Raw genomic sequence first — 25004 nt, 5'->3', positions numbered from 1 at the left:
AAATGTTGGTTAGCTCAGTTAGGAGCCTCGTCAGCGGGATTCCCGTCGGCGATGAAATCTAGCCCCAATTCGCTATCCTTATCGACGCCCGCTGTCTAGCCCAATTCCGTAGGTTTAGCCCCTCTAATAAGAAACACCCACAGTTTCTATCAGCGTATGCTTGAAAATACCAAAGCCTTGGAGAAGTTACGAACTGCTATTGTTCGATTCTTTTGTGACGATTGATGCATTTTCTGGTTGCTTTTCTAGCGATTCTACTTCAGCAACTTGCTCCCAAACGACAGTCTTTGTCTTTGAGTTCAGACCGCTGTATTCGGTTGCAATTGTTGCGGTGACGGTATACTCAAGCCCCTGCTGAACTGACCAACCTGCCGTTTCCTCATCTTGAAAATCATAGGAGTTTGGAGCGTCTAACCCACTGGCAAGTACTGCCTGTGTCTCAACAAATTGCTTGCTTTCCCCTGGCTGGAGTACAACTGGCACCTCTGCGCCACTATTGAATGAGGGGGGCCTGTTCAGGAACTTCTTCTGGTTTTTTGGCAACCAGTGCATAGATATACTGGTGGTCTTATTCTCCACGGCAGGTGAATACCACTCTGCAGTGTACGTTTCGGATTCGTACCCAACCCAGTTGAGTTGATCTGGCGCAGTTCCAGTGTTTTCGACCGTCAATACCGGGCTGGCGATACCCACTTCGTTTTCAGGCGTGTAAGCGCCTGTCTCGGTTGCTGTTTTCCACTCAACGAGCTGGAGGTTCGGGGTAAAATCCTGCTCTATTTCGTTGGTGACGCTGTCATCATCAGAGTTGATCGCGGCGAATCGGTAGGTCCCCGGCTGGTAGTCAGTGAAATCGAGGGATACTTTCCCGGCTGACGGTCTCGAGCAGGAGTTGCTCGTGGTCGCGCTGCTGGCTGGAGCCTGCGTGCGAACGAGGTCGCCGCCCTCCACATCAACCAGATTGAGGGCACGACCGAGGACACGCCACGTGTCGAGTTCGATGAGCGCAAGAACGGCCGTGGTTGGTGAGTATCCTCTACGGAATCGACATCCTTGAGGAGCGTCTCGTCCAGATGAGGGGGCAGGACGAGTGGTCGGGGTATCTGTCCCGTCGACGCAGTCGAACAGCGAGCACATCTCCCGACAGACTATCTGGTGGCGGTTCTAGGAGGTCTCCGACGATGCGGATCTGCCGGAACGCATCGAGGGAGAGCGGCCGTCACCACAGCTGTGCCGACGGTTCTGGTACGACCGTTACTCCGAGACACTGGAGGTGGTGATCGCCGGCCTGGAGGACAAGCGGCCGAGCAGGGCAGCAGCGACCCGAGGTCGTGCTCCAGAACTACCTCTCCGAGGACCGCGCCCGGCAGTTGCGGCGTGAGTCGATATGGGAGGAGCTCGCCGACGCTTTCAGTTGGTTCGAGCATTAAGTTACCCATCGGTGGGATTAGACTTAACAACCAAAGAGTTGTTTATTCAACAAATACCTATTCGGTGGTTGCCGAACGCGATTCGGTAACTGTCGAACGCCGACTCTGAACTATGCTATATATCAACTCATGCTACCATTCGTCTTTAGCTAATACTCACAGTAATACTGTTAGACCGTGATTTTCGGTCGAATTTCGACCATACACCACACCAAAACGCCGAAAACTACCGATGTTATCATTGTTTATCGCAGGATTTCACAGGGAACAGCACCTCGACCGACGGAATTGATTCTGCTAATGCTCATAGTTATAATTTTACCTCCAAGAATTACTGCAGGTGTTAGCTAAAGACGAATGCTCATGCTACAAATGGGTGCATGGCAGTGTCAGATGACGGAGACGGATTGCCATCGGAAGTTGAAGAGAAAATCGAACCGGATTGAAGAACGATTTGACGACGAGACGTACCACCGCAGGTCGCTCGTCGAGTCAGTCACCCACTCGCTGTAACGACGCTATGGCGACACGCTGCGAGCGCGAATCTGGTTCGGTCAATTCCGCGAACGCGCTCAAAGCCGCCGTCAAAAACATCGAATCCACACTCAAGCGCTAACCTGCAAGATTTCGAAGTTCTAAACACGCCCAACTACACTGGTCAACGTACAGGTTCGACACCGAACGGTTCTGATTTACAGATACCTCAGTGAAACAGACCAAATACTAAACCACATTACCCTGTTCGATGTCAATCTCCCCCACTCTACCGAACACAATCCACACAATATCCGGGGACCATGTGAATTCGTTCAGGTTTTTAGAATCCACCCCACTCGTTATAAATTAATAAAATGTAAATAAGAGCTAACAAGAAACCATTTGGTTTATGTGATACTAATCTCAAAAATAAAATATGGATAAACCGGCTTATGTTATTAATACGGATGGTGTTGTCCATAAAGACGATCAGTATTTGCTGATTGAGCGTGGCAGTGATGAAGAACATGCGAGCGGAGAATTAGCATTTCCTGGTGGAACAGTCGAAGCGGAGCCATTCGAACAAGAAGTCCTTACAGACACAGTTCGTCGAGAAGTCCTCGAAGAAGTTGGAATAACAATAACCGATATCAATTTCATCCATAGTAATACATTCGAAATAAATGACGATACGCTCTGTCTTAACGTCGTGATGCTATGTAGCTATGCTGGAGGAAATGCGCACGTCAGAGACGAAGACGAAGTCGCCGCGGTACATTGGAAGACGTATGATGAAATTGTAGCGGATGACGATGTTCCACAGTTCACCCAACGGTTTGCGGACATCGCAGAAGAAGCCCGGACGCAAGATTGACCGCGAGGAAGCTACAGCCGAGAATAGAGTTCCTCAAGAATCCGTTCTCAGGTTTCGGGTGCGTCTTCGCTGTTCGCATAGAATGCCGAGACCGACGAAACCTCATAGATGTCTTCAGCATCGTATTGGGCGTTCTCACCGAGACGGAGTGCAGCTTCCTTGTTAAGCTGATTGATGAGGAAATTAAGAAACTGGTCTTCGTGTATGGAACCGTCTGATTGTTGGTTTTAGACACACCATCCGCAAGCAGACATCCTTCATACGATCTTACTAGTTAGTTGTGGCTCTCGCACTCAACTCAGATCTCAGCAAGTAGCTTTGTGAAGTACTGTACAGTCAATCATGGTCTCTTCACGATTGACGTCCTCGTCTACCTCGACGAGCCGCCGGCCTCGAGAGACCGCGAACGGCGACGCCGCAACTCGCCTGCAACCGTAGCCCTGTTAACCCAATGATTCGATTGAAACTGCCGTGGTGAATCGCCATACGGCGTTGGATTTCCCTAGCTCACAGCACGGTTGATGTTGTAGACGGCACACGTCAGGGTGATTTCACGAAGCACACGGTACCAGCTTCGCGCACGCACGGCGTCACCGAGCGTGCGCTTGATCACCGAGAAAACGGTCTCAGACAACGCTCTCTGGCCGTAGAGAGTCCCATCGATCACGCGCATAACGCGCGGATCGATGGGACGGAACTCCCGATACTTGATCAGCGGTCTTACGTCCTCTTCCCGGAGTTTATCACGTAACCGTTGCCAGTCGTAGCCTTTGTCTGCGGCGAAGCTGTGCAACTCGCCTGCGTTGCGACGGGCGAGTTGCCAGCCGATCTGCGTGTCGTGACGTTTCTCAGTTGTACAGTGAACATCGAGAATAGCTTGTGACTCAGAATCGACGAGTGCGGTGGTTTTGAGCGTTTGAACACGATAATTCGTCTGTCGTCAGTAGTGTTTGCTGGCGTTTTCGCGGTCGAAAAACGTCGCATCAATCGCTGCATGACCAGATAGCTCGTGGAGCTGCGCCGACAGGCGCAGCATCACTCGCCAGACCGCCGTCTTGATCCTGTTAAACACCTTCACTAGCGTCAAGTGATCAGGGGGATCGGCCTTCTGAAGGCCGATCTCCGCCAGTATTTGTGGCATCTCGCTCAGAAGAGCAAGCGCTTCGCGATAGACTTCTCTAAGTAAATCCGCAGACAATGCAGCGAAACGACGGCGTAGTCGGCGAATCCGCCGCCACCCTGTGGGGCGGCGGATTCGCCTCGACCACCAACAGCACTTTTAGCCAACGTCACTACCTTCCCAGTGTAGCGGGATATTTTAGACATGAAGCATCCGCCGTTCCCGCTTCAACTCTCTAGTTGTGACGGACCAAGTCGTTGCAGTCTTGCAATTCACCAGAGCTAGATAAACCTACTCAGCTTTGCACGTTGAAGTGGTAGCGTGACGTAGGCGTTGACAAAGAAGGATGATGCCGATCACGGACTTCCTTTCGTGTACGCGCGTGTTCGACGAGTTCGACTCGCTGTCACCGGCACAACGACGTCACGCGAAAACCTACGCCACAGGTCTTGTTGCGGCCAGCAACAAGACCGTGGCGGGCATCGCACGCGAAGTGCTTCCAGCCAGCGGTAAACGTGCTCTCAACAAGTTCCTCACCAAGTACGACTGGGACGAACAGCAGTTCAACCACGAACGTCTCGAAGAACTTCAGAAACACGGTGAAACGCGCTGGTCGAAGGATGGCTACATCATCCTTGACGACACGATCACCGAGAAAGCCGGGGACGAAGTCCCCGGCGTCGGTCGGTTCTACGATCACGCCGAAAATGACACTGTCTGGGGCCAAGACCTCATCTACGCCTTCTACGCTGACGACAAAACCGCCTACCCCCTCACCTTCCGCCTCTACGAAAAACAAGACGACGAAGACGACGACCACGATACGAAGTACGATCTCGCCCGAGAGATCGTCACGGAACTCGAAGAAGAGGTAGGTGTCCGCAGGCACACCTACCTCTTCGACTCGTGGTTCGCTCACGATTCTGGCCTTCCTGACCACATCGAATCCTACGGCAAGGACTGGATCGGCCCGCTCCGGAGCAATCGCAAGGTAACTTACACCGGTGAAGAGCTCCGCGTCGATGCGCTGGCAGAGCGCATCGACATGGTTGAGCGTGACATCGAGGACGACACCTATCATATCTGGACGAAGAAGCTTCCCGTCTCCCAACTGGGAGACGTGAAGCTGGTCATCGCCGAGAAGGAAACCGATGAAGACGAAGAGAATCCGGTCAAGTACCTCGCCACGAACAAAATCGACGCACCGACCGAGCACGTGATTCGCTCCTACGGGATGCGGTGGCGCATCGAGACATTCTTCGAGGACTCGAAGCAGGATCTCGGCCTGGGAGACTGCGAGATGCAGACAGACGAAGGTGCCAGTCGGCACTGGCACCTTCTCATGGCTGCCTACAGTCTCGTTCGTCTTGATCCTGACTCGAGCGCCTTGGGAACAGTTCGCTCGAAAGCGTCATCGCTTCGAGCGAACCTCGAACACTCCCTGAAAGAAGCCGTCTACAACCTCCTCTCGTGGGTTCGGGACAACGATGACCGAGGCGTTGATGACCTCATGGAAGAGATCGATCATCTCTTTGTTCACTCAACTGCTGAAGCTAACGTGCAAAGCTGAGTAAACCTATTTATTCAGATGACTAACGAGATCCTACCCACTACACATGACTGGTATTGATAAAAAAGAAGGCGATGGTGACAATACAAATACGGACTTGTCTTCAGCTTACGGAGAGTATCGCCGAGCAGCACGTCGAGCCCGAGAAGTAGATTACCTTGAAACAGCAGGCTCCTTTTATGTAGCAGCATCTCGGATTGGAATGGCAGAGTCGTTTCCGTTACCCGATGATAATCGTCCACCAGATGCGTCAACCGCAAATAAATTATTTTTTACACAGGCATTGAGAGAGTTCCTTCTTGGCAGTCTCTGTTTCCGGTTAGCTGACTGTGGCGACCGATGCCAACGTCACTGTGAACAAGGAGTTGCTATCATGACCGATGTCAGAGATACTCTTTTTCGCGATCCCGCTGAGATTGGATTGGGCCACGAGATTATTGGTGACTTCCAGCTCGTGGCTGGTTTTAATAACTATAATGAATCCTATTCCCTTGCCGCCGAACAATATGCGACCATCGACAACGATCTTGGATGGCAGATGGAGGACGGGTTCGATGACTTTTCTCTCATCGCCGTCGAACTGGCTGACTCCGCCGGATTAGGTCCCGAAAACGGTGACCGGGAACGTATCAGGCGGACATCTCTTGATGCACGAGCCAAATTCAAACAAGAGCAATTTCCCGAGGTGATTGAAGCAATAATTACCAAGGATAATTGGAAATCAGATACAATTTAGCGAAATCTGAATAGTGCTTTCGAAAAGACCCGACAAACGGTTCGGCCAAAGGGAGAGTCTCAGTACCTCACAAAGCATCGCCAGTTAACCTGATCTGAGTCACCTGTTCTGTCGAGATGAGTCGTCGATAGTGGTCGAGGGACGCTAATAGAAGGGGAGGGGCCGCTGTCGGCGGCGATCAGCCACCGACGCGGCAGCGTTGCCACTCACAAGACGGCGTCCCGCCTGGTGATTATCGGTGGAACCGGTCATCCGGTGGCCGGTTCGCGGGGACGGCCCGACGCACTGCGAGGGCCGTCCACGCTGCCCGACACAGCATATTGATGAACTCCTCGAACGACCAGGACCAGAGGCGACGCCCGCCACGGCGGGGCGTCGCCATTGGTGTTTGGTCACACTTCATCAAGTAGACTTCTCAACTAACGGGCTTTGTGAGGTACTGAACCTACAACTGCTAACCGAAGTTTTCATCCGTTTTAAATTTCTGTTAATTAAGCAGAGTTGCACGCGAGATTGATAAAATCGAAAACACTCGCTACTTAGGGAAGTCGGTCACCGCAGCCAGACAAGTGAAATATGCGAGCGAACTCCCGGCACGGGGTGTCGGGCGTGTGGCATCATTTGGCGTTGATCAAGCAAAGCGCCCGTTCGCGCGATACTCACTACGTAACTCACGGACGGTCGGAAAAGTAGTCCGGACACGTCGCTACGTGGCCGATAAGACACCTCAGAAGGTATACGATCTGAATACCAAACAACGGAAGCTCTCAGCCCGATACTTCCGAGATGCCGACCTTGGCGGTCGCTCCCCGTCGGAACTGGAGGCCGCCGGGAAGCTGATGGCCGAGAACAATCCCAAGCAGGTCTCACGGATGCTACGTCGGATGGACGATTCGGGGCAGCAGGCGTTCCTCGGCCCTGACATGGACCCGGCGGTGCGGCGGAATTTGTACGACGGGTGGAAGGCAGACCGCCTGGTGTCGGCGGAGGATGCGGCGGCGTCGGCGCGGAAATACAAAGACGTGGACGCGAATGGTCGGCGTGTTCTGGATGACGTACTTACTGACCCGGACGCGCGTAGTGCCTGGATCCGCACACTCGGTGACGACGCCGTCCAAGCTGACGATGCTGTCGCAAGTGCACGGAAGTACGGCGATCTGGACTCGACAAAGCGGTCGCAGTTCCGAGAGTTGCTGGCAGACGATGACTTGCGTGATTCGTGGGTCAGTGTCACAGCGGACCGCGAGATTACCACCGCCGATATCGAAATCACAATCGGTCGGGTCGAGACCAACAGTCAGCATTCAGTCTCCAACTTCAAGATTGGTCGGAACGCGAACCCGGAGGATGCCGCACATCCACCGCATGACCCTGATTCAATCGTCGTTGAGATGAAACTCGAAGAAGGCGATGAGTTCTGGCGCGTGTATGAACGTAAGTCACAGACTTCGAACCCTGACGAGAACCTTGCCGGTGGGTTTGTGGCGCGGAGATCTACGCTTCAGTCGGCAGAAACGCCAGAGCAGGTTCTCGATCGGTTAGCATTACTTCGGTCTGAATGGCAGGAGTACAATTACGTGGGAAAAGTAGAGCTAACCGACGAGTTTGTCGAAAACAATCAGATCCGGGTCCAAGTGAGCACAACCCGCCGCCAGGCGAGTGATGTCAGTGACGAAGTCCGGCCGGGCGGGGGTACTCAGTACCTCTTGCAAGACGATCTGCAGCCTACTGATCAAGGTGTGAATTGGGAACCAGTTGACGACCTTGGTGACTTCGTCGACTGAGAAGTCTGGTTGCCGTAGCAGACTCCTATGCGGACACTCCTTTTTATTGTATACCCATTTATAATTTAGAGGTTGCTAATCATCTGTAGCAAGAATTTTGTCCACAAGATCGTAACGAAACAATATGGCTCAATATGATGATGGTACTGTTGTTTTTGAAGGGAAGGAAATCGAGGTCGGGAGAGAGATCGTCGATGTTCTTGGGTACGGAGAAATAGTCGTCGTTCTACTGTATGTCTCACCAAATGAACAGCACCCAACGAACGTGCTTGCATTCGACAAGGACGGGAACAAGGTCTGGGAGATTGAATCACCTCCTGAGGAGCGGGAACAGCGATCTTACAAAAGTTTGAACGTCGTGGACGGAAACTTGCGAGTGACCAACTGGAACGGATACGGATACCGGGTCGATGTGGATACTGGGGAAGTTACCGAAACTGGCTATACACGATAATTCAGACGTGCGTGTTCACCCCCACAAAGAGCGGTTTCAGGTGTCTGAGACGGTTGAAATCAGGGGGAAAATGGTATTTATAAGTGAAGCTCTTCCGCGGTGATCTCAAGAATCGACAGACGGCGTTGGTATCACCGAGATTACACCGCTGAACCACCGAATCTGGCCGTGATCGAAATCCCGTGCTGTCTTGTGATTTGCTGAGGGTAAACACATACATTCAGACGGCTCGTATATGGCTCCCTCTTTTCGTTCGTCAAGCCATTGCCCTGAACCGAACAACCTCGGCGGGAAGGTGTAAGACCACTTATCAGACATCGTGAGTTCCGACCCATCGATCACGCTCACAACGCGCGGATCAATGGGCCTCGATACCCCAACGAGCGATGTGTGAAACCGTCTTTTCAACTATCAGGCGCACGCTCGGACACCTCAGAAGGTATACGATCTGAATACCAAGCAACGGAAGCTCTCAGCCCGATACTTCCGAGATGCCGACCTTGGCGGTCGCTCACCGTCGGAACTGGAGACCGCCGGGAAGCTGATGGCCGAGAACAATCCCAAGCAGGTCTCACGGATGCTGCGTCGGATGGACGACGGCCAACAGGCGGCGTTCTTGAGCGATGATATCGACGAAGCGGCGCGGGCGGACTTATATAAGGCTTGGAAAAACGGCGACAATGTACGTGCCAGCGATGTTGCAGAAGCTTCCAGCGCTGACCCGCAGACAGTGCGGCTCATCGCGGATGGTTCCGGAGACGTAGACGACGCATATGATCGGGCAGTCATTCGGGCAGCCAACAGCGATAGTATTGATTCCTACAAACAGCTCGACCGGGCTGTCCGGAAAGTCGACGACCTCGACGCTACCAGGCAGCGCCGGGCCAAGCAACTCATCGCTGAGACTGACGGTGCTGGTGTCAAGCTCGTTGACGAACTCGACGACAACACACTCAGAAGGACACTCCGTGACAGCGATGTTGAAATCGACGAGCTATCCCGCGCAACTCGGAAATACGGCGGGCTTGATGAAGACGACGCCCGGCAGTTCCGCCGCATCCTCGATGACGATGATCTTCGGAAATCCTGGGTCCGCGCTGCAGGCCACCCGGACATCTCCACGAGTGCGGTTAGAACAGCTCTCAAGCAGTCTGACTCTGTCAGCGATGACGTCTCGATCAGCGAATTCAAACCCGCTTCCGACATCGACGTGGATTCAGATCCATACTATTCGTCGTGGTACGACAACCCGCGCGACCCGTATGATGACGACACCATCGTCATCGACGGGAAAGCCGACGATTCACTCACAGTGTATCGGTTCTGGGATCCGGAAAGAAACAACCACGAGGCCGGACCCTGGGTGACCGACGCCGACGATATCGATCGGTTGCGCAGCGACGACAGTGTCGCGCCGGCGGACATTGTCGACCGATACGCGCTTCCCGGCGACGCCGACAAGGTTACCAGGCTTGATGTCGATGAAGGAACCAACGTACGTATCAGTGAAGCCGGTGAGAACTTCGGCAACGATGGTGGAGGGATTCAGTACGAGATCCGTGGAGACGATATGATGGACGAAAGTAGTGAACTCAAACTCGACGATCTCCCTGCCAACAAGGACGGACAGTGGGATACTGATGAGTTCTTGAGCGGTGAGACGCTATGAACCTCGATATTGAATGGGACCGTGTCTCGATCAATGGGAAAGAAATTCGCTTTCAATATCCCATCGATGATTCGATCGTGTCCGAAGAAGAGGTTATCCTACGCCTGGTCAATCAAAACAAGCCTCTAAAGGAGTACGATTTCAAAATCGACGACCCGGGACGAAACGTGGTCGCGCTGACTCCTACTGGTGAGCTCAAGTGGGTAATTGAACCGGTAGACGCCAGCGATGAAGACGGCTATCATGGCTACTTGTGGACTGTTCAGGATCGCTTTTTGACTGGACATACGAGCGGAAACATCGAGTTTGACCCCGGAACCGGGACGATCAGGGATCACTGGTCGCGAAATCACTTCCCTATCGGAGACGAAATTGTCGAACTCAGCGGTGAGGTCTCCCGGGTTGTTGAATTCGAAGATGCCATCTTTCTGCGGTGTAAACAGGCCACCCACGACCTCTATGCCTTCGAGACTGACGGAACCGAACGCTGGCGGTCGGACGCCGACGAACGCCGCGGGATCATCTTCGTCGAAGACGGCGAGCTGTATGAGCGAACAGCGGAGAACCGCACCACCGACCATCGCTATCGACTCGATCCCGTGACTGGTGAGCGCTTCGACCGGGAAGTCATCGACACTGGCTTGTGGTGACGGCACGCATCCCGTAAACAGCTATACTCCAATGCCAAATCCATACGCCGATGACTCAATCGTCATGGAGGGGACGACCAGCGACGCGACAGAGTACCTCCAGTTCCAGCCCAACAATCTACCTGGCGACTGCTGGCTCCACCGACGGGACCAGTTCGATTCGACAGTTTCGGAGCCAGATATCCGCGATGAGTATGCCTTGCCAACGGATAGCGCTATCACCGTTCGAGTCATTGAAGTCCCAGCTGATGTTGACATCCGGATCGGGACTCTCGGCCCAGTGAGCCAGCGGTCAGGAGGGGCCGATCTAGTCGAACTCCGCAATTATCAAACTGTCCCCGGGGAGTGGGAGCAAAATTCCACCTCTCTTGAAACGTTCCTCAGTTCGAGCTAACTAGTGACTGTGGAGTATCTATATATCGAATTCGTCTATCCCACAGGGCAAGCCCAAGTGATCTTGGACAAACTTCGGGAAGCGTTGAATGAATGGGACGCTATTGAGTTGGGACACCTAGTGATAAAACCTCAAAAATTCGGAGCGGTCGGGATTGAAAAGTACAATGATATACTAGAGCATTGGCCACTTGAAGAGAGTGAAATTGCTCACGAGACTACACGTAGAAGTGTCGACTTTGACGACTTTCCGACAATTCAATTCACCGTTAAGGATCTCCAATATCTGAAAGGCGGTGCCGATCACCCCCTGGACGTTGGGTCCGATGAACCGCTTCGGGAACTGCTCGATATTCTCAAGTTCTGTTACACGACCACCGAGGAACGCCCTATAGCCGTCTATAGCACTACTCCCGATACACCGCTCGACTTGCGGAAGCCACCTATTACGGCTGAATCAGTCGCCAATAGCCGGTTTACGTATCTTCCGTGGTTAACCATCCTTCCACCGGCGATGGTTGAGGAGTACGGTCGAGAAACTGTGTTATCGACTCCCGCCTGGCACGTTGATGAGTTAGACGACGGCTCGGTTCTACTGGTCTGCCACAACGACATCGTAGACTGGGACAAAGATTGTCGAACTGTTGCCCAACACATTGGGCTACCGTCGTACCGTGAACTCGGCTGAGTAGATCATCGAAGCTCAGACGGCTGGTCGACGCCGCCGACTCGGCGGTCCCCGACAGAGTGCCAAACGGCGTCAAGCCGACGGCACTACGGCGGGCTGGGAAAGTCGACGACTCGGTCCCCGACGCGGACGTGCCGACCGGGCGCATGAGCGCGAAGCTCAACGACATGCCCGGGCCGAAGCGCCAACGGACCACCGAGCAGTTCGACCAACTCGACAGCGATGGGAGCGATTACCTGGGCAACACCGACATCAACGACCCGACGCTGAAGGCCACCGACCTCTTCGAGAACACCGGGCCCAGTGGGCGTCGCGCGCTCAACGATCTGGCGGAAAGCGATCAGGACGCCGCCGACGCGCTCCTGCAGATGGACGACGCCGCTACCCAGCGGCGCTTTACTGAGGCCTACGAGAGCGATTCGGTTGATAGCGACGAACTGGCAACGGCGCTGAACAGGTACAACGGACGGGACAGTGACGGACGCGATACGGCTAACGATCTGATTGCCCAGACAGGCGACGACGGTTCAGAATTCTTGGCCCGAGCCGACAGTGACACTGTAGATGAAGTAATCGCCGATGGCGGAGTCGACGAGTATGACCGCTCGCTTGCTCGGCTTTACGGCGATGACAGTGTTGATTCGGCCCGACTTAGTCGAGTCGAAGATACCATTGATGATCTCGGCGGCCAGAAAAAGGAAATCGCGAAAGATCTGGTTGCGAAGACTGACGAGGCAGGTGTCAAATTCATCGATGAAACGGCTGATTCTGACCTTCGAGCCCTTTTCGGTCAGATAAATTCTGAGTCTGATCTGGGTAGTGGTGATGTCATACGTCTCGTCCGTTCCACTGACGGAGCAGCGGCAGAAATCCTTGACGAAGTCTCTCCTGGTCGGTATACTGACCTACTACGGCTCAGGGGAAGCAACCAGCGGTTAGCGAAAAATATACTCATCGATGGTGAGATAAATGGAAAATCGCGATTCGTCGATAGCTCCGTTGACGGTGACGAAGTTGTTCGGATCGCCAGAAACTTCGAGCGGGGGAGATACGAGGGTCCCGACGGTCAGACGCTCGATTTCGATGATGTCAGAGTCATCGGGGAGCAGCCGAACGGAAATGGGATGTTCGTACCAAAGCAAAGTGTTGATCATGCATTTGAACGACATGTACTTGCTGACGAAATATCCACAAAAGGACAGACGAGCCTGTTCCCGACAGGAACCGTTATCAGGGACTCCGGAGTGGACAGCCCAGCGGAACTTCCAAACTCGATGTCACTCTCCAACCGGGAGCTACGAAACGAAATCAAAGACCTAGCGTTCCGGACAATTCGGAACGAAAACCACAATGGCGGTGACGCAAGCTACGACGGTATCTCCAGAGACGGTATCGAGGAAGTTACGATAAACGTTGACGGGCCGAAAGTCGACAGTGTGTATCCGACTCGTGGCACCTCAGTGCGCCGATGGAACAACGAAGCCAGACGGTGGGAAAAGTGGGACGGTAGTAACTGGGTCGAGTGGAACAATTATTCACCGTAGCAGACGATAGTTTTGCCAATGAAAACTGTCCAGTTCGAATATCACGATACAGAATCTGATGCTCCACAAGCGAGCGTCCCAGATGTCGTCAAGTTCACGAACGACACAGGAAAAAAACCGGATAAACTCAGTCTAAAGTACGAGTCAGCGACGCCCGGAACATTCTACTGGAAGATGCTCGTCGCACTTTACGGGCTCGCAAGCAAGTCGCCGGTCCAAATCTATCGGCCCGACTGGTTCTATATCGAGTCCGATGGGAGTAAAGAACGATACGACCGATCACATTCATTGGTTGCAACTGCCGAGCAGGGCCGGCTCAAACTCGCAGTGGTGACATATATCGATGGGTGGGATGTCACGCCGGTCGACTGGCGTCCGGAAGCGTCAAGCGGCCTAATGACGGTAGATACTGAAGAGTTCGCACAGCAGCTTCTCAGTGGTGCCAGAGAGTATCGAAGACGCCACAGCGATCCAGATTCGGGGATAGACAGATTTGTATCGCTATTGATAGACGAGATTGAGGAGCGATGGCCACAAGGTGAGCGGGATAAATCGCTCACCCACTCCGCTGCGGATATACCGGGTTCTATGATTCATACCTATCTTTATGACTGTCTGTACCCGGACGATTCGTTTTCGTACTTATTGCAGTACAATGGAATAATTGAGGCGGAGATCCAGCGTCTCCAGAGCGATGCGGCTGATCCAGACGAAGTCGGAACGCGATACCAGACGCTCTTGTCGCATGAATCGAAACCGGTACAGCGGGCAACTGCACTCGCTCTTCGAAACAATCCTGACGAACGTGCAAACGAGTGGCTGCTATCGCGGCGGTGGACAGATATTCCTGCAGTGGTTGTTCCAAGTCTCGAAGCAGCCGCCGAGTTTCCAAATGATGGGGTACGAGACGCCCTGATAGAAACGATTAGCTTCTCGTCACATCCGGAGGTCCGCAAGACAGCGGTGGAACTGCTTCAACCATACTCGGACAATGAGGCGCTCAATGCTTTGGAAAAAACTGCCGAGACTGACGACGACGAAACGGTCCGGGAAAGCGCCCAGTCTGTATTAGACTCTATTGCACCGGACTGAGGGGGTCTCTCTCGCAGCGGGTAGCTAGCAGTTCGACCAACTCGACAGCGATGGCAAGGACTACCTCGGCGACACTGACATCGACGACCCGACGCTGAAGGCTACCGACCTCTTCGAGAACACCGGACCCAGTGGGCGTCGCGCTCAACGATCTGGCGGAAAGCGATCAGGACGCCGCCGACGCGCTCCTGCAGATGGACGACGCTGCGACCCAACGCCGGTTCGTTCGAGCCTACGAGAGCGGCGAGGTCGACAGCGATGAACTCACGACGGCGCTGCGACGGTACGACGAGTTGGACGCGAACGAAAAACGAACCGCCGATGCGATGGTGATGCGTGGCGGTGACGATGGCGTCTCACTCCTCGATGAGCAGGTCTGTAACAGTCCCTGTGATAGTTTCACTGAGGCCTGGCATGGACTCAAACAAACTGATTCAGTCAGTTCCAATGACGCCACCACCTTCCGAAACAATCTACTGGGAGGCGTCCAGCGAGGCGAAATAAGCGATGACCGGGCAGCCGACCTCCTCGGAGACACGAAACAGCTCGCCACCGACGAGGGTCGTGATGTCACTGATGTCATCAACAGAGACGATCGCTTCTCACGAGCGCTCATCAGACAATACGAGGAGTCAGATTCTGTCGGGACGGACACGTTGCGGAGGATGGATCAAGTCGGGGAGATAGACCTCCCAGACGGCCAAATTGAGCGCAAATACAAACATGCTGATGACTTCGGCGTGACCGGTAACAACAACCCAGAAAATCAGGAAGCGTTCAGAGAGGCAATCGCTGAGCATACGGTTAATCCAAATACGGAACGAATCGAAGGTCGATACACTCGATTAGAAGGCGACCAAAGCGTCACGCACCTCTACAATCCAAACACTGGAAATAATATCATCATTGACGACGGAGAGTTCCTCACTGGATTCAAATTGACTCAGGGACAAAGGACGAATATGCGAAACACGGGAGTCATTGGAGGGGGATGAGCATGAAAGCTGTTCAGAGAGCCAACAAGTATTTAGATCTTATACGCTCCTACACAGATGGAGAAATAGAAGCATCAGAATTCATGCATACGTATCTGACTGAGTTCAAGGAGGATTACCAAGATGTTGCTCCAGACGAGCCATACGAAGTACTCGAACAGTTATTCTTTGCATGTGATGTTTACTGCGATGACCCAGAGCTACGAGGGAAACATGATATTGGGGAGCGCCAATTTTTCAAAGAAGCAGCCTATGCCCGAAGGAGACTGGAGGAGATGCTGAACGAAATGGAAGAAAGTGGTTCCAACGAATAATTGGCGGAACGAATAACGACCAGTTCGATTGGTCAATGAAGAACTACTTCGACGGTAACGATACTCACATGAGGCCACCGACTGACAGAGATACATATGGACGAAACGAGCGATGACAACTCGATTACCCTCGAACTGACTCGGAACGAAGCGATGGTTATGCTGGAGTGGTTAGAGCGAATGGATAAGCCAGAAGATAGGGAGAATCTGGAACCGTTCGAAGCGGCTGTGTTGAGTGTGCGCGCTGATGTCGAGTGTATACTAGAAGCATCCCACCCCGATATATTTGCACCGGGTTATGAAGACAAACTCGAGAACGCGATTGACGACGTGCGGTACAATCGGTCCGGCGACGCGTGATCGACGAAGGACGGGTGGAGCAGCACTCGCCAATGTGCAGTCTTAATTCTGTCAAACCACTTGAGTAGCGTAGATCGTCGGAAAGTCTGTATTTCGTGTGCCCGCTGAAGGGGTGGCGATGGCGCCGTCGGTCCTGGACTCACTATCATAACCACGACCGGGGAGGCACGCGAGCGGGGTCACTGATCTCTTCGAGCACACCGGACCCAGTGGGCGTCGCGCGCTCAACGATCTGGCGGAAAGCGATCAGGACGCCGCCGACGCGCTCCTGCAGATGGACGACGCTGCGACCCAACGCCGGTTCGTTCGGGCTTACGATAGCGGCGAGGTCGACAGTGACGAACTCACGACGGCACTCACCCGCTACGACAGTTTAGATGCGGATGGAAAGGCGGAGTTCGACGACCTACTGGCGCGCAACGGCGACGACGCAGCCAAACTCGCGGCGCGGACGGACAGTGACACCTTCGACGACATCATGTCCCTCGGGTGTGGCCCCGGGCAAGCAAGTCTTGGTAGTGTCAGCTCCCTTACTGACGATGCCTACTATTCGGTGACGGCACCGTCCCGCACCTCGGCGGCACTCGCGAGTAGGAGTTGTCTCTCAGCTGACGCGAAGGATGATTTCCGGGCCGGACTCGCGAAAGCGAGTAACGATCACGACGTCGACGTTGAGGACGACTTCAGTGACGTCGTCGACGCGGTCGAAGCACTGGACGGTGACGGCCAACGGGCGGCGGTCGACATGGTCAACGACCTCGGCGCCGACGGCGTCAGAGTCACAAACGGTGCAACAGACCTCGGCAGTCGGAAACACAGTGTCCTCACCGACAGCGAGGTCGACGACCTCCTGACATCCTACGATAGTTACCGTAAGTCCGACATCGCCACGCGTGACGTCGCCGACGTACAGAAGGACATCGACCAGATTGCAGAGTCGGATGTAGAGGGACTGAAAAGCGCGATCAAATCAGGAACCGGCAGTGATACGAATACGAAAGGGCTGGATGGGGAAGTAGATGCTGCGACTAATTTGCTTGACGATGGTCGAAAGATCGACAAACTCGAAACAGATATTGACACATCAAAAGGCGAGACTGACATCGACGTTGATCTCAGTGACGGAACCGCGATAGAAGTCAAGAACAAAAACTACAACGAGGTTCCAGAATATGCCAGATCGAGTCGAGAGAGTGAATTGACCAAGAAAATGGAGAAGTTCGCCGAAGAACGGGACGAGCTCGTCATCGCCGCCAGAGGCGACCCTTCGAACGCTGATGTCCTCAAGAACGTCAAGAACAACATCGAAACTGCCTACCCTGATACGAACGTGCAGCTAAAACACATCGACAATGTAGACGAGGTTTGAGATCCACTCATGTCAGACGATCCTTTCAACGTATGCTATCTGGTAGACAGCCTCCCGTCAGGGTTCACCGATCAAGTCTGTGACCGTGCACCGGACCACGGCTTCAGTGTAGCGGAGGCAACTGCAGACCAAATCACGCTCGAATATGACGAAATTACCACCGTCACAATCCACCTCAACTGGGGTGAAACGTGGGCCTGGAACGATCCCAGAGTCATCGTTTCGTTCTGGACGATGCCACTCCAGACGAATGTGAACGTCAATCCCGACCAGCACAGACGGTCGAAGGTTCAGCAACGAGTCGACGCAATCGTCAGATTGCTACTTGACATCGTCAAACTGGCTGACCCAGCGTACGCCTGGTCGATGCTCGCCGTCGGCCCTGACCCTGACCGCGGACTCCGTCCGATGGAACGGCCGATCGTCGACGACATCTCGCGGATGTCGTGGCTGACTGTGTTCTCCGAAGAACTCGTCGAAGAGTTGGGCGGCCGCGATCACGTTCTGGAGACGCCGGCGTGGCGCGTCGAAACGCCAGAAAACGGCCATATAGTCGTTATCGCCACAGACAATCCGACGGATCCGGAGTTTGAGCCCGCATCCGCTTCCGAGGACCACCTCCTTGACTGAGTGGGCCCTGCAGACGAGTCTGGAGACATGGATGTACCATACTACATCGGGTTCGTGACCGACGAGACGCCCGATTCCGAGCACTCCACGAACAATGTCTCGAACAGGGTCTGACGACCACGCACGACGGTCAGACAGACTAGGTCGCGAGATACAAAGTTGGCACCGAGTCACGGACGAACGACACCACGGAGAACGTGTTGGAGACTCTCAACCAGGCGGAGAGCGGGCAGCGAGCCTTCTGGACCGAGGCCGGGATGATACTTCGCGTTGGATTCACCACCCCAAAGAACGAATCAAAGCCCAGTGAGGGCGTGCGAGTCTTAGTTTTCAGACGACCGAGATAGATGGGAATCTACACGAAGACACTGTGTATCGCGCCAGAATCGAGGAACTCGTGGATCTGACCGGCGCACTCGTTCCCCTTGTCAATCCAGAGTACGTCTGGAGTACTATAACCGACGGACACAGCGGCTACGAGGGCGTCGTGCCGGATGGTCGCCCGATTCCGGCCCATACCGAGGGACTCTCGTGGACAACAGTTGTCTCCGAGTCGGTCGCCGAACAGTTCGGCGGGCCCGACCGCGTGCGTCGGACGCCAGCATGGCGCGTCACACGACACCGGGCAAATCATGCTCGTGCTTCGAGATCATCCATACGATCTCACAGTGGAACCAACAGGATCGCCCGACGCGTATCTTCTCGACGCGAAAAAACCTCGAACAGGAAGCGGTTGACAACCTCGACTTCGCGAACCCGTTTGCGGCCCTTGACGTAGGCGAATACGGCGCCGACGTCTGTCTCCACCGCGACGACATTGCCTGCTCGTTCCCCAACGAGGACTTGCGCCTGATCCGCGTCAAGTTGACGAGGAACGCGACCTCCGGCGGATCAATACGTGGGCATTCGTCCGTAATGTCGTGGACGCCGATCCTGGGGACGACGCCGACCTGGTTGGGCGGATGCTCAGCGATATCCCGGCCGACGAGGGTCTCCGCACTCCTACACGCGGCGGTTCCGCCGGCGTTTATCCGCCTCGACAACCCTGACGACGAGAACCTCGTCACGAAGGTGATGAGCCTCGACCTGAACATCAGCAAGGTTGAGTTGCTGATCACGCTCGGCCGCGTTGCCCAGCACGACGACTTCACTCAGGAGAACCTCGATTCGATGGAGGGTGCGATGGACACCGCAGCGCAACTCGTTGCTGACGCCGCGACCCAGTACGTCCGCGAGAACTTCCTCTGAACGGGCAGATTTTCGTTTCCCTAATTTACGTCCGCATGACCGACCTAGCCTAATTTCTTTCCTTACACCGATGTCTCACCAACGCCAGCCTAAGCGGCCGGCGACCGCCCCACGACCTGACCGATAGCGGCCCCGATGCCGCTTGGTGTACTCCTCCAGATAGACGCCACCACCTAACGGCGCTTTACTGAGGCCTACGAGAGCGATTCGGTTGATAGCGACGAACTCACGACGGCACTCACCCGCTACGACAGTTTAGATGCGGATGGAAAGGCGGAGTTCGACGACCTACTGGCGCGCAACGGCGACGACGCGGCCGACTTCGCCGGGCGCACGGACTCGGATACGTTCGATGCTGTTGTCTCGCCGTGTGGGGCCAGAGGTGCGCCGTCGCTCGGTCGTGCGGGGTCGCTTCGCACTGACCGGTATCACTCGGTCGAAGCACCACCATCGACTCTTGCACAGAGTACCGGGGGTTGTCTCCCTGATGATGTCCAAGACGACTTCGAGGATGCGATGGCTGGCATCGACGGGGACGAACTGGACGATGTTGATGTCGATGTGGTCCGGGACTCGATTAGAGGGATCGACCGCAATGGGCAAGACGCAGCTACGGACCTGATCGATGACTCCGGTGCTGATGGTGTGGGACTTATCGATGAAACTGATGAGTCGACGCTAAGACCGATACTCGATAGTGATGGCGCTGGTGCGAGAGGTATGCGTCAGCGTGTTGCTGACAAGTACGGGGACGGATCTATCGACAGTAATGATGTAGAAAACTTCGGCGAACTCATTGAGGACAGTTCCGTTGAGGCGGAACCAGACACGCTGTTAGATGTCACTGAAAGCGGTGGTGATCTGAGTAGCGCCCGCCGGGCTGCCGAAGCTGATGGGGATGTTGCCGGCGTTGAAAGTGATACTATTTGGCTGGAAGAGGGTGATAGCGCAAGCGGCTTCGAGCACATCTTGGACCGTCACGCAAATTCAGATGAGTTCTATGACTTCTCTGGTGTAGACAACCCGGACGATGTCGAAGAAATCGTGATGAATACGATTAGAAAGGGAGATTCGCAGCGTATCCCCGACTCCGAGGGGGGCGGAGCTGCCTTTGAGTATACTCTCAGTAGTGGCGACGATGTCACCGTCGTTGTGGGAGACAACGGATATATTGTCACCGCCCGACCTGGAGAATATACATGAAAACATCGCTAAGTGGAGAGGTAGTTGCGGTCGATGTGGAGTCGGCCTACGGTGGATCAGTGTACGAGCGAACTGTGAGGATTGATACTGGTCAGACTGCCATCGACTGTTTCGAAGGGAAAGCCCACGTCACAGAGGAGGATTGTGGAAAAGTCATTGACGTAATGCTACTCGCGCAGCGGAGTACCGGTGCATTGGTCTCGGAAACGACTGAGAAGGGAATCTTCCAAGATAATGAAGCGGACGACGACCGGTCACAGTGGCACGGCACCCTGCGAGGTGAGGTAGTCTGTGCAGATAGCAACGAGCTTGATAGCAGGGCAGATGATTCTACGATCCTGCTGGATGTCGGAATCGGAACAATACTTGTTTCAGGGCAAGAAGAGCTCAAAGAGTCGGTAGTCGACGGGAATATCAATATCGGGTCGATAGTTCAGATCGAGAGCGGCCGAATCGATATTATTGGCCGAAACTGACCGTCGACAACAGACGAAAATATGATTCTGTCTTCTCAAGGATACCCGTCTGAAAAGATATTATTCTGAGTCCCGTCGGGCCGGGAAAACCGAGCGCGGACTCCCCGACACCAACGTCCGTCCGGCCGAGTTGCGGAGAAACTCGACGAGATGCCCGGTGCGCGCCGACAACGCGTCTCAAACCAGTTCGACGAACTCGATAGCTCGACCACGCACACCACTTCGAGGCCGTCGACGGGAATTATAATCCCGCCAGCGAAGCGACCGACCTCTTCGAGAACACCGGGCCCAGTGGGCGTCGCGCGCTCAACGATCTGGCGGAAAGCGATCAGGACGCCGCCGACGCACTCCTGAGATGGACGACGCCGCTACCCAGCGGCGCTTTACTGAGGCCTACGAGAGCGGCGAGGTCGACAGCGATGAACTCACGACGGCACTCACCCGCTACGACAGTTTAGATGCCGACGGGAAGCGATTCGCCGACGATGCCATCGAGCGGACCGGCACTGACGGGCCGGACCTGATGTCGACCGATGTCTGCAATAGCCCGTGCCACGGGACAATACGAGCGGTCTACGAGTACACTGACGAGGCTGATGGGCTGAGCGACTCCCAAGCGAAGGACGTCCTCCAATCCTACGATGCAGCCGACGAGGTGGACGTCGGTCCGGGGCGCCAAGGCCCTGGGGCCGCTCAGGAGCGAGTCGATTCACTCGCGAACGATAACGTGGAAGGGGTTCAGGACATGCTGGAGCACGCGCAAGGAAACACGAAGTCGTTCAAGGAGATTGCCGGTGAAACCGACATCGTGAAGAAAATCCGTGACGAAGACAATGGTATCGAAGCGAGTAAGCTCCACATGCAGAAGACGAGCCGCGGTGTCAGCGGCGGCCCCAACAGTAACACCGAAATTGACGTGAAGGTAGATGGTGAGCTGACAGTCAACGGAAGAAACCTGGAGTCGCCGGCTATCGAATCTAAACATCTCAGCGCCGCGGGGAAAAGTGACTGGCTTATCGAGAACAGAGAGGTTCCGAAACTGACAGACAAACTCAAAACACAGGTGGCAGATGACGAAGATACGCTCGTCGTCGTGACCACTGACGAGTATCGGGACCGACTTGATGACATGGGTCTGCTATCAGAGATACGGAACGATGTCCAGAGTCATAGCTCCAGTTCCGACGTGACCGTAGAGTTTACCACCTATAGTGAGCTTTAAAATTAACATGTCAGATGGAGTAGTGACCGTCGGGGTGTACGACCCCGACCCGACCACACAGTTCGTCGCCGAAACTCGCGCCGCGTTTGAACGGGCAGGGTTCGATGACGCAGAACTGAACGAGAAGCAGTCTGACGGACACGTGACGTTCAAGATGCCGTATGGCCACTGGAACATCCGTGTCCACGTGAATACGGACGGGGAGTACGGGATGGACGAACCGGCAGTCCATCTCGGTCTCGGTGAGATGATCTATCCGTACAGGTGGGACGATGCCGATACCTATCGGCAGGCTATGAGTGGGATATTCGAACTCGTCTGCCGACTTGCGACGGGACTCGATGCCGCGTACACACCGGTCTTCGATTCGGAGGGGCGTGCTATGGCTGTCATTCCTCGCGACCGTCCAATCGGTGAGGCTGTCGAGTCCCCGCCGATACTGGGCGTGTATTCGGACGATGTCCTGACCCAGTTCGGCGGTCTCGATGCACTGTACGACTCGCCGCCGTGGTACACGGCGGAACTCTCCAGTGGGAAGACTGTCGTCGTCGAATCCGAGGAACCCTGGGGTGGCTGGCAGCCACCGACGGACGCCGAGTTCATCAAGAGTGCAACGTTCAACGACAATGCGGACACGCCGGAGACAGAGCGGCGAGGGCTCTCTGACCCGTTCGCTTCGCTTGAGGTAGGTGCTACCGGCGCCGATGTGTGTGTTCACCGCGAGGACATTTCCCGGTCGTTCCCGAACGAAGATATCGAACTTGTCCGCGTTCGAATCGACGAGAACCGTGATCTTCGGCGGTTCGACTCGGACAGGTTTGTCCGAAATATCGTTGACGAGGATCCCGGTGACGATATGGCGTTCATCAAAGCGATGCTCGCGGATATTCCGGCCGACGCGACCGAGCGCGACCCGATGGTGAGTGCGCTGCTCGACGAACGGATTCCGCCGTCGTTCGTGCGACTCGATGACGCGGACGATGAAAACGTCGTCACGAGGGTCATGAATCTCGACACCACCGTGAGTAAGTTCGAACTCTTGCTTAGTCTCGGCCGCGTCGCCCAGCAGGACGATTTCACGGCCGAGGACCTCGACTCGATGGAAGGAGCGCTGGATACGCTGAACGAACTCGATGACACCGAGAATATCGACCAGTACATCGAAGCGAAGCTGCTGTAAGTAGTGACGAAGGCCGCGAGTGACAGTGTCCTTAGCGAGGGTTCGACGTAGTGTAATCCTGCAGACTTAGAATGCGATATGGACTCTCCAGCGATGATGCCTTTCCTGAGTCAGTGACAGCGCGGGGTTATCGCTTTGATACAAACACTCTGTGGCTGCTTTACCTATCCTCTTACAGCGGCAATGAGGGGGGCGACTGTAGACTATAGTAGCCATTGAAAATCAATGCACACCTGATCGCACGACGGCAGTGCGATCAGTGTGTAAACCGTTTCAATTGTTACTATAGAGGTAACTGTCTCACCGGAATTTACCTGAGTTCACGGCGAACGATATCATCGGCGGTGAGTAAGCTAATTGACTCGGACTATGAGGGTATAAATCAGTTCGAGAGGTGGTGTGTTTCATGACCTTTGCGAGAAGCTATCTGCTTAGTATGTCTGCGGATTGACCAGACTTATAGAGGAATATTGATATTGTACTGGTACTGTGAAACATCTCTATCGGCGTATAGATGCGCGGATACGGACTCTGTCGCGCGGAAGATACGCAGTTCTGACAGGTAGTCTAACCGGCATTGCTGTCCTTGTATTCACCCTGTTACTGGGTGATTGGGTCCCTTTTGAGGCGGTGTCGATGTCTGTCACAATAGCTGTGGTTTATTACATACTTGACCCAAATAACCAAGCCGAGTAAGGATCATTGAGCTGTTGGGAGAGCTTTCTCTTAGACGAACAGTAGGTACTTCCCCTGTACTGATCAAGTCGAAGACGCGAAAACCCGGTATGAGAGCGTTGTCTGAAACTCTCAATGCGGATGGCTAAAACACCGTACTGTCAGCCCGTACACTCAGTGGAATGCGCGGAGAGAATGTTGCGTTACTCCGGCGCAACGACATCTTCACACATTGGACACTCGGCCCAGATACCCTCCGTGCCATCGTCTTTCTCGTATTCAACCAGCAGCCACGGAGTTGTGATACGCTCGTCACAGTTTGGACAGCGACCGAGACTCTGCGTGTCATCAGGCATGGAAAGGGGATGGAAGGAGCGTGTGACAGTGTTCTGTCCACGCAAAAATTGCCTACCCTCGGATATAAGCGTTTAGCCACTGCCTCGCGCTAATTAACAGAACCGTGTGTTCCGCCCTCACGGTCACACCCACCCAACCGCTGGGCAGTATAATAGGGAGTCCTACTCGTCGTCTTACTCGCCTGCCGCGTCTTCTCTTGGCTGGATATCTCGAAGCCGACCACTGATCTCCTGGTCGTACTCTTCTAGGAGCTTGTAGAACTCCGCAATCGTCTCCGCAGCAGTCTCACCCTTCGATTTGATCGTCACTCTGTCTTGATCGCGAGTGTCAGTGCCTCGATCCAACCGTGCTTCCATACTGCACCCAAAGTCCGTTCGTTCGACCTTTTCAACTGAGTCTGGAGCCGTCTCTGGCTCTACATCTGGTTCACTTGACATGGGTCTTCTCGGGACGCTCTCACTGGACCGCCCCGCACCTGACTGGGGCACACAAAACAG

At 54.5% G+C, this 25004-nt stretch carries 24 protein-coding genes and 4 pseudogenes; 22 read left to right on the top strand and 6 right to left on the bottom strand.

All coding sequences use genetic code 11. The features are described 5' to 3' along the window. Nucleotides 1-186: 186 nt before the first annotated feature. The gene (locus VI340_RS19095) at nt 187-948 is read right to left on the bottom strand and encodes a hypothetical protein (protein ID WP_336358968.1); all 762 of its coding nucleotides are present in this window, start codon (nt 946-948) and stop codon (nt 187-189) included. Between the two features lie 1392 nt (nt 949-2340). On the opposite strand from VI340_RS19095, the gene VI340_RS19085 reads away from it, so the two are divergent. After that, complete coding sequence (locus VI340_RS19085; RefSeq protein WP_008313763.1) at nt 2341-2778, top strand: NUDIX hydrolase; 438 nt, start codon at nt 2341-2343, stop codon at nt 2776-2778. A gap of 56 nt (nt 2779-2834) precedes the next feature. Here VI340_RS19085 and VI340_RS19925 read toward each other — a convergent pair. Both VI340_RS19925 and VI340_RS19080 read right to left on the bottom strand, forming a co-directional pair. Beyond that, nucleotides 2835-2984, bottom strand: a pseudogene (locus VI340_RS19925) (ISH3 family transposase); the annotation flags it as partial. Between the two features lie 296 nt (nt 2985-3280). Further along, a pseudogene (locus VI340_RS19080) lies at nt 3281-4104 on the bottom strand (IS5 family transposase). 140 nt (nt 4105-4244) lie between these two features. On the opposite strand from VI340_RS19080, the gene VI340_RS19075 reads away from it, so the two are divergent. Together VI340_RS19075 and VI340_RS19070 are read left to right on the top strand one after the other, a co-directional pair. Beyond that, the gene (locus tag VI340_RS19075) at nt 4245-5468 is read left to right on the top strand and encodes an IS701 family transposase (RefSeq protein ID WP_336358967.1); all 1224 of its coding nucleotides are present in this window, start codon (nt 4245-4247) and stop codon (nt 5466-5468) included. Nucleotides 5469-5514: 46 nt separating this feature from the next. Then, nucleotides 5515-6204, top strand: a complete 690-nt coding sequence (locus tag VI340_RS19070) for a hypothetical protein (protein WP_152418497.1) — start codon at nt 5515-5517, stop codon at nt 6202-6204. A gap of 232 nt (nt 6205-6436) precedes the next feature. Here VI340_RS19070 and VI340_RS19065 read toward each other — a convergent pair. Continuing rightward, nucleotides 6437-6586 (bottom strand): annotated as a pseudogene (locus VI340_RS19065) (ISH3 family transposase); the annotation flags it as partial. A gap of 328 nt (nt 6587-6914) precedes the next feature. Here VI340_RS19065 and VI340_RS19060 point away from each other — a divergent pair. The 19 genes and pseudogenes from VI340_RS19060 (at nt 6915) to VI340_RS18970 (ending at nt 23475) form a co-directional block, all read left to right on the top strand. Then, nucleotides 6915-7988, top strand: coding sequence for a hypothetical protein (locus VI340_RS19060; RefSeq protein WP_008313520.1), 1074 nt, complete (start codon nt 6915-6917; stop codon nt 7986-7988). A gap of 124 nt (nt 7989-8112) precedes the next feature. Continuing rightward, nucleotides 8113-8442: a hypothetical protein gene (locus VI340_RS19055; protein WP_008313521.1), complete on the top strand. Its 330-nt coding sequence runs from the start codon at nt 8113-8115 to the stop codon at nt 8440-8442. Nucleotides 8443-8718: 276 nt separating this feature from the next. After that, nucleotides 8719-8870 (top strand): annotated as a pseudogene (locus tag VI340_RS19050) (IS5/IS1182 family transposase); the annotation flags it as partial. Between the two features lie 116 nt (nt 8871-8986). Then, entirely contained in the window at nt 8987-10111 is a 1125-nt protein-coding gene (locus tag VI340_RS19045) for a hypothetical protein (RefSeq protein ID WP_336358966.1), read from the top strand. After that, nucleotides 10108-10761, top strand: coding sequence for a hypothetical protein (locus VI340_RS19040; RefSeq protein ID WP_336358965.1), 654 nt, complete (start codon nt 10108-10110; stop codon nt 10759-10761). The genes VI340_RS19045 and VI340_RS19040 overlap by 4 nt, the downstream gene beginning before the upstream one ends. 31 nt (nt 10762-10792) lie before the next feature. Continuing rightward, on the top strand, nt 10793-11155 hold the full coding sequence (locus VI340_RS19035; RefSeq protein ID WP_336358964.1) for a hypothetical protein: 363 nt from the start codon (nt 10793-10795) through the stop codon (nt 11153-11155). A gap of 3 nt (nt 11156-11158) precedes the next feature. Beyond that, entirely contained in the window at nt 11159-11842 is a 684-nt protein-coding gene (locus VI340_RS19030) for a hypothetical protein (RefSeq protein ID WP_336358963.1), read from the top strand. A gap of 146 nt (nt 11843-11988) precedes the next feature. Beyond that, nucleotides 11989-13386 (top strand): hypothetical protein, encoded by a 1398-nt coding sequence (locus tag VI340_RS19025; protein ID WP_336358962.1) that lies wholly within the window; start codon nt 11989-11991, stop codon nt 13384-13386. A gap of 18 nt (nt 13387-13404) precedes the next feature. After that, nucleotides 13405-14478: a HEAT repeat domain-containing protein gene (locus VI340_RS19020; protein ID WP_336358961.1), complete on the top strand. Its 1074-nt coding sequence runs from the start codon at nt 13405-13407 to the stop codon at nt 14476-14478. A gap of 131 nt (nt 14479-14609) precedes the next feature. Beyond that, entirely contained in the window at nt 14610-15473 is an 864-nt protein-coding gene (locus VI340_RS19015; RefSeq protein ID WP_336358960.1) for a colicin D domain-containing protein, read from the top strand. A 2-nt stretch (nt 15474-15475) separates the two neighbouring features. Beyond that, nucleotides 15476-15787, top strand: coding sequence for a colicin immunity domain-containing protein (locus VI340_RS19010; RefSeq protein ID WP_161618943.1), 312 nt, complete (start codon nt 15476-15478; stop codon nt 15785-15787). Between the two features lie 96 nt (nt 15788-15883). Then, nucleotides 15884-16147 carry a hypothetical protein gene (locus VI340_RS19005; protein ID WP_014030796.1) on the top strand — a complete coding sequence of 88 codons (264 nt, stop codon included), beginning with the start codon at nt 15884-15886 and terminating at the stop codon, nt 16145-16147. A gap of 274 nt (nt 16148-16421) precedes the next feature. Further along, nucleotides 16422-17516, top strand: a complete 1095-nt coding sequence (locus VI340_RS19000; RefSeq protein WP_336358959.1) for a hypothetical protein — start codon at nt 16422-16424, stop codon at nt 17514-17516. 9 nt (nt 17517-17525) lie between these two features. Then, entirely contained in the window at nt 17526-18146 is a 621-nt protein-coding gene (locus tag VI340_RS18995; protein WP_151104226.1) for a DUF3396 domain-containing protein, read from the top strand. 603 nt (nt 18147-18749) lie between these two features. After that, a complete protein-coding gene (locus tag VI340_RS18990; protein WP_336358958.1) occupies nt 18750-19394 on the top strand; it encodes a hypothetical protein in 645 nt (214 codons plus the stop codon). 516 nt (nt 19395-19910) lie between these two features. Then, nucleotides 19911-20597, top strand: a complete 687-nt coding sequence (locus tag VI340_RS18985) for a hypothetical protein (protein ID WP_336358957.1) — start codon at nt 19911-19913, stop codon at nt 20595-20597. Further along, complete coding sequence (locus VI340_RS18980; protein WP_151104224.1) at nt 20594-21073, top strand: hypothetical protein; 480 nt, start codon at nt 20594-20596, stop codon at nt 21071-21073. The genes VI340_RS18985 and VI340_RS18980 overlap by 4 nt, the downstream gene beginning before the upstream one ends. A gap of 355 nt (nt 21074-21428) precedes the next feature. Next, a complete protein-coding gene (locus VI340_RS18975; RefSeq protein WP_336358956.1) occupies nt 21429-22295 on the top strand; it encodes a hypothetical protein in 867 nt (288 codons plus the stop codon). 7 nt (nt 22296-22302) lie between these two features. Continuing rightward, nucleotides 22303-23475, top strand: coding sequence for a hypothetical protein (locus VI340_RS18970; RefSeq protein ID WP_197427633.1), 1173 nt, complete (start codon nt 22303-22305; stop codon nt 23473-23475). An 878-nt stretch (nt 23476-24353) separates the two neighbouring features. Here the strand turns inward: VI340_RS18970 and VI340_RS18965 are convergent. Together VI340_RS18965 and VI340_RS18960 are read right to left on the bottom strand one after the other, a co-directional pair. Then, a complete protein-coding gene (locus tag VI340_RS18965; RefSeq protein WP_004516568.1) occupies nt 24354-24506 on the bottom strand; it encodes a DUF7837 family putative zinc-binding protein in 153 nt (50 codons plus the stop codon). Nucleotides 24507-24680: 174 nt separating this feature from the next. Further along, nucleotides 24681-24944, bottom strand: a complete 264-nt coding sequence (locus VI340_RS18960) for a DUF7389 domain-containing protein (RefSeq protein ID WP_191449810.1) — start codon at nt 24942-24944, stop codon at nt 24681-24683. Nucleotides 24945-25004 lie beyond the last annotated feature (60 nt).

Source organism: Haloarcula sp. CGMCC 1.6347, assembly GCF_037078395.1.
Taxonomy (GTDB): Archaea; Halobacteriota; Halobacteria; order Halobacteriales; family Haloarculaceae; genus Haloarcula; species Haloarcula amylolytica.
Note: the sequence above shows the minus strand (reverse complement) of the source record. Positions and strands in the feature narration are given on the sequence as shown.

Bases quoted from the DNA above. Each gene is read 5' to 3' on its own strand.
- VI340_RS18985 (WP_336358957.1), top strand. From the start codon at position 19,911: ATGGCTGGCATCGACGGGGACGAACTGGACGATGTTGATGTCGATGTG.
- VI340_RS19075 (WP_336358967.1), top strand. From the start codon at position 4,245: ATGATGCCGATCACGGACTTCCTTTCGTGTACGCGCGTGTTCGACGAG.
- VI340_RS18960 (WP_191449810.1), bottom strand. From the start codon at position 24,944: ATGTCAAGTGAACCAGATGTAGAGCCAGAGACGGCTCCAGACTCAGTT.
- VI340_RS18995 (WP_151104226.1), top strand. From the start codon at position 17,526: ATGTCAGACGATCCTTTCAACGTATGCTATCTGGTAGACAGCCTCCCG.
- VI340_RS18990 (WP_336358958.1), top strand. From the start codon at position 18,750: ATGGCGCGTCACACGACACCGGGCAAATCATGCTCGTGCTTCGAGATC.
- VI340_RS19045 (WP_336358966.1), top strand. From the start codon at position 8,987: ATGGCCGAGAACAATCCCAAGCAGGTCTCACGGATGCTGCGTCGGATG.
- VI340_RS19055 (WP_008313521.1), top strand. From the start codon at position 8,113: ATGGCTCAATATGATGATGGTACTGTTGTTTTTGAAGGGAAGGAAATC.
- VI340_RS19000 (WP_336358959.1), top strand. From the start codon at position 16,422: ATGGACGACGCTGCGACCCAACGCCGGTTCGTTCGGGCTTACGATAGC.
- VI340_RS18970 (WP_197427633.1), top strand. From the start codon at position 22,303: ATGTCAGATGGAGTAGTGACCGTCGGGGTGTACGACCCCGACCCGACC.
- VI340_RS19020 (WP_336358961.1), top strand. From the start codon at position 13,405: ATGAAAACTGTCCAGTTCGAATATCACGATACAGAATCTGATGCTCCA.
- VI340_RS19085 (WP_008313763.1), top strand. From the start codon at position 2,341: ATGGATAAACCGGCTTATGTTATTAATACGGATGGTGTTGTCCATAAA.
- VI340_RS19025 (WP_336358962.1), top strand. From the start codon at position 11,989: ATGAGCGCGAAGCTCAACGACATGCCCGGGCCGAAGCGCCAACGGACC.
- VI340_RS19070 (WP_152418497.1), top strand. From the start codon at position 5,515: ATGACTGGTATTGATAAAAAAGAAGGCGATGGTGACAATACAAATACG.
- VI340_RS19035 (WP_336358964.1), top strand. From the start codon at position 10,793: ATGCCAAATCCATACGCCGATGACTCAATCGTCATGGAGGGGACGACC.
- VI340_RS18975 (WP_336358956.1), top strand. From the start codon at position 21,429: ATGGACGACGCCGCTACCCAGCGGCGCTTTACTGAGGCCTACGAGAGC.
- VI340_RS18965 (WP_004516568.1), bottom strand. From the start codon at position 24,506: ATGCCTGATGACACGCAGAGTCTCGGTCGCTGTCCAAACTGTGACGAG.
- VI340_RS19040 (WP_336358965.1), top strand. From the start codon at position 10,108: ATGAACCTCGATATTGAATGGGACCGTGTCTCGATCAATGGGAAAGAA.
- VI340_RS18980 (WP_151104224.1), top strand. From the start codon at position 20,594: ATGAAAACATCGCTAAGTGGAGAGGTAGTTGCGGTCGATGTGGAGTCG.
- VI340_RS19010 (WP_161618943.1), top strand. From the start codon at position 15,476: ATGAAAGCTGTTCAGAGAGCCAACAAGTATTTAGATCTTATACGCTCC.
- VI340_RS19005 (WP_014030796.1), top strand. From the start codon at position 15,884: ATGGACGAAACGAGCGATGACAACTCGATTACCCTCGAACTGACTCGG.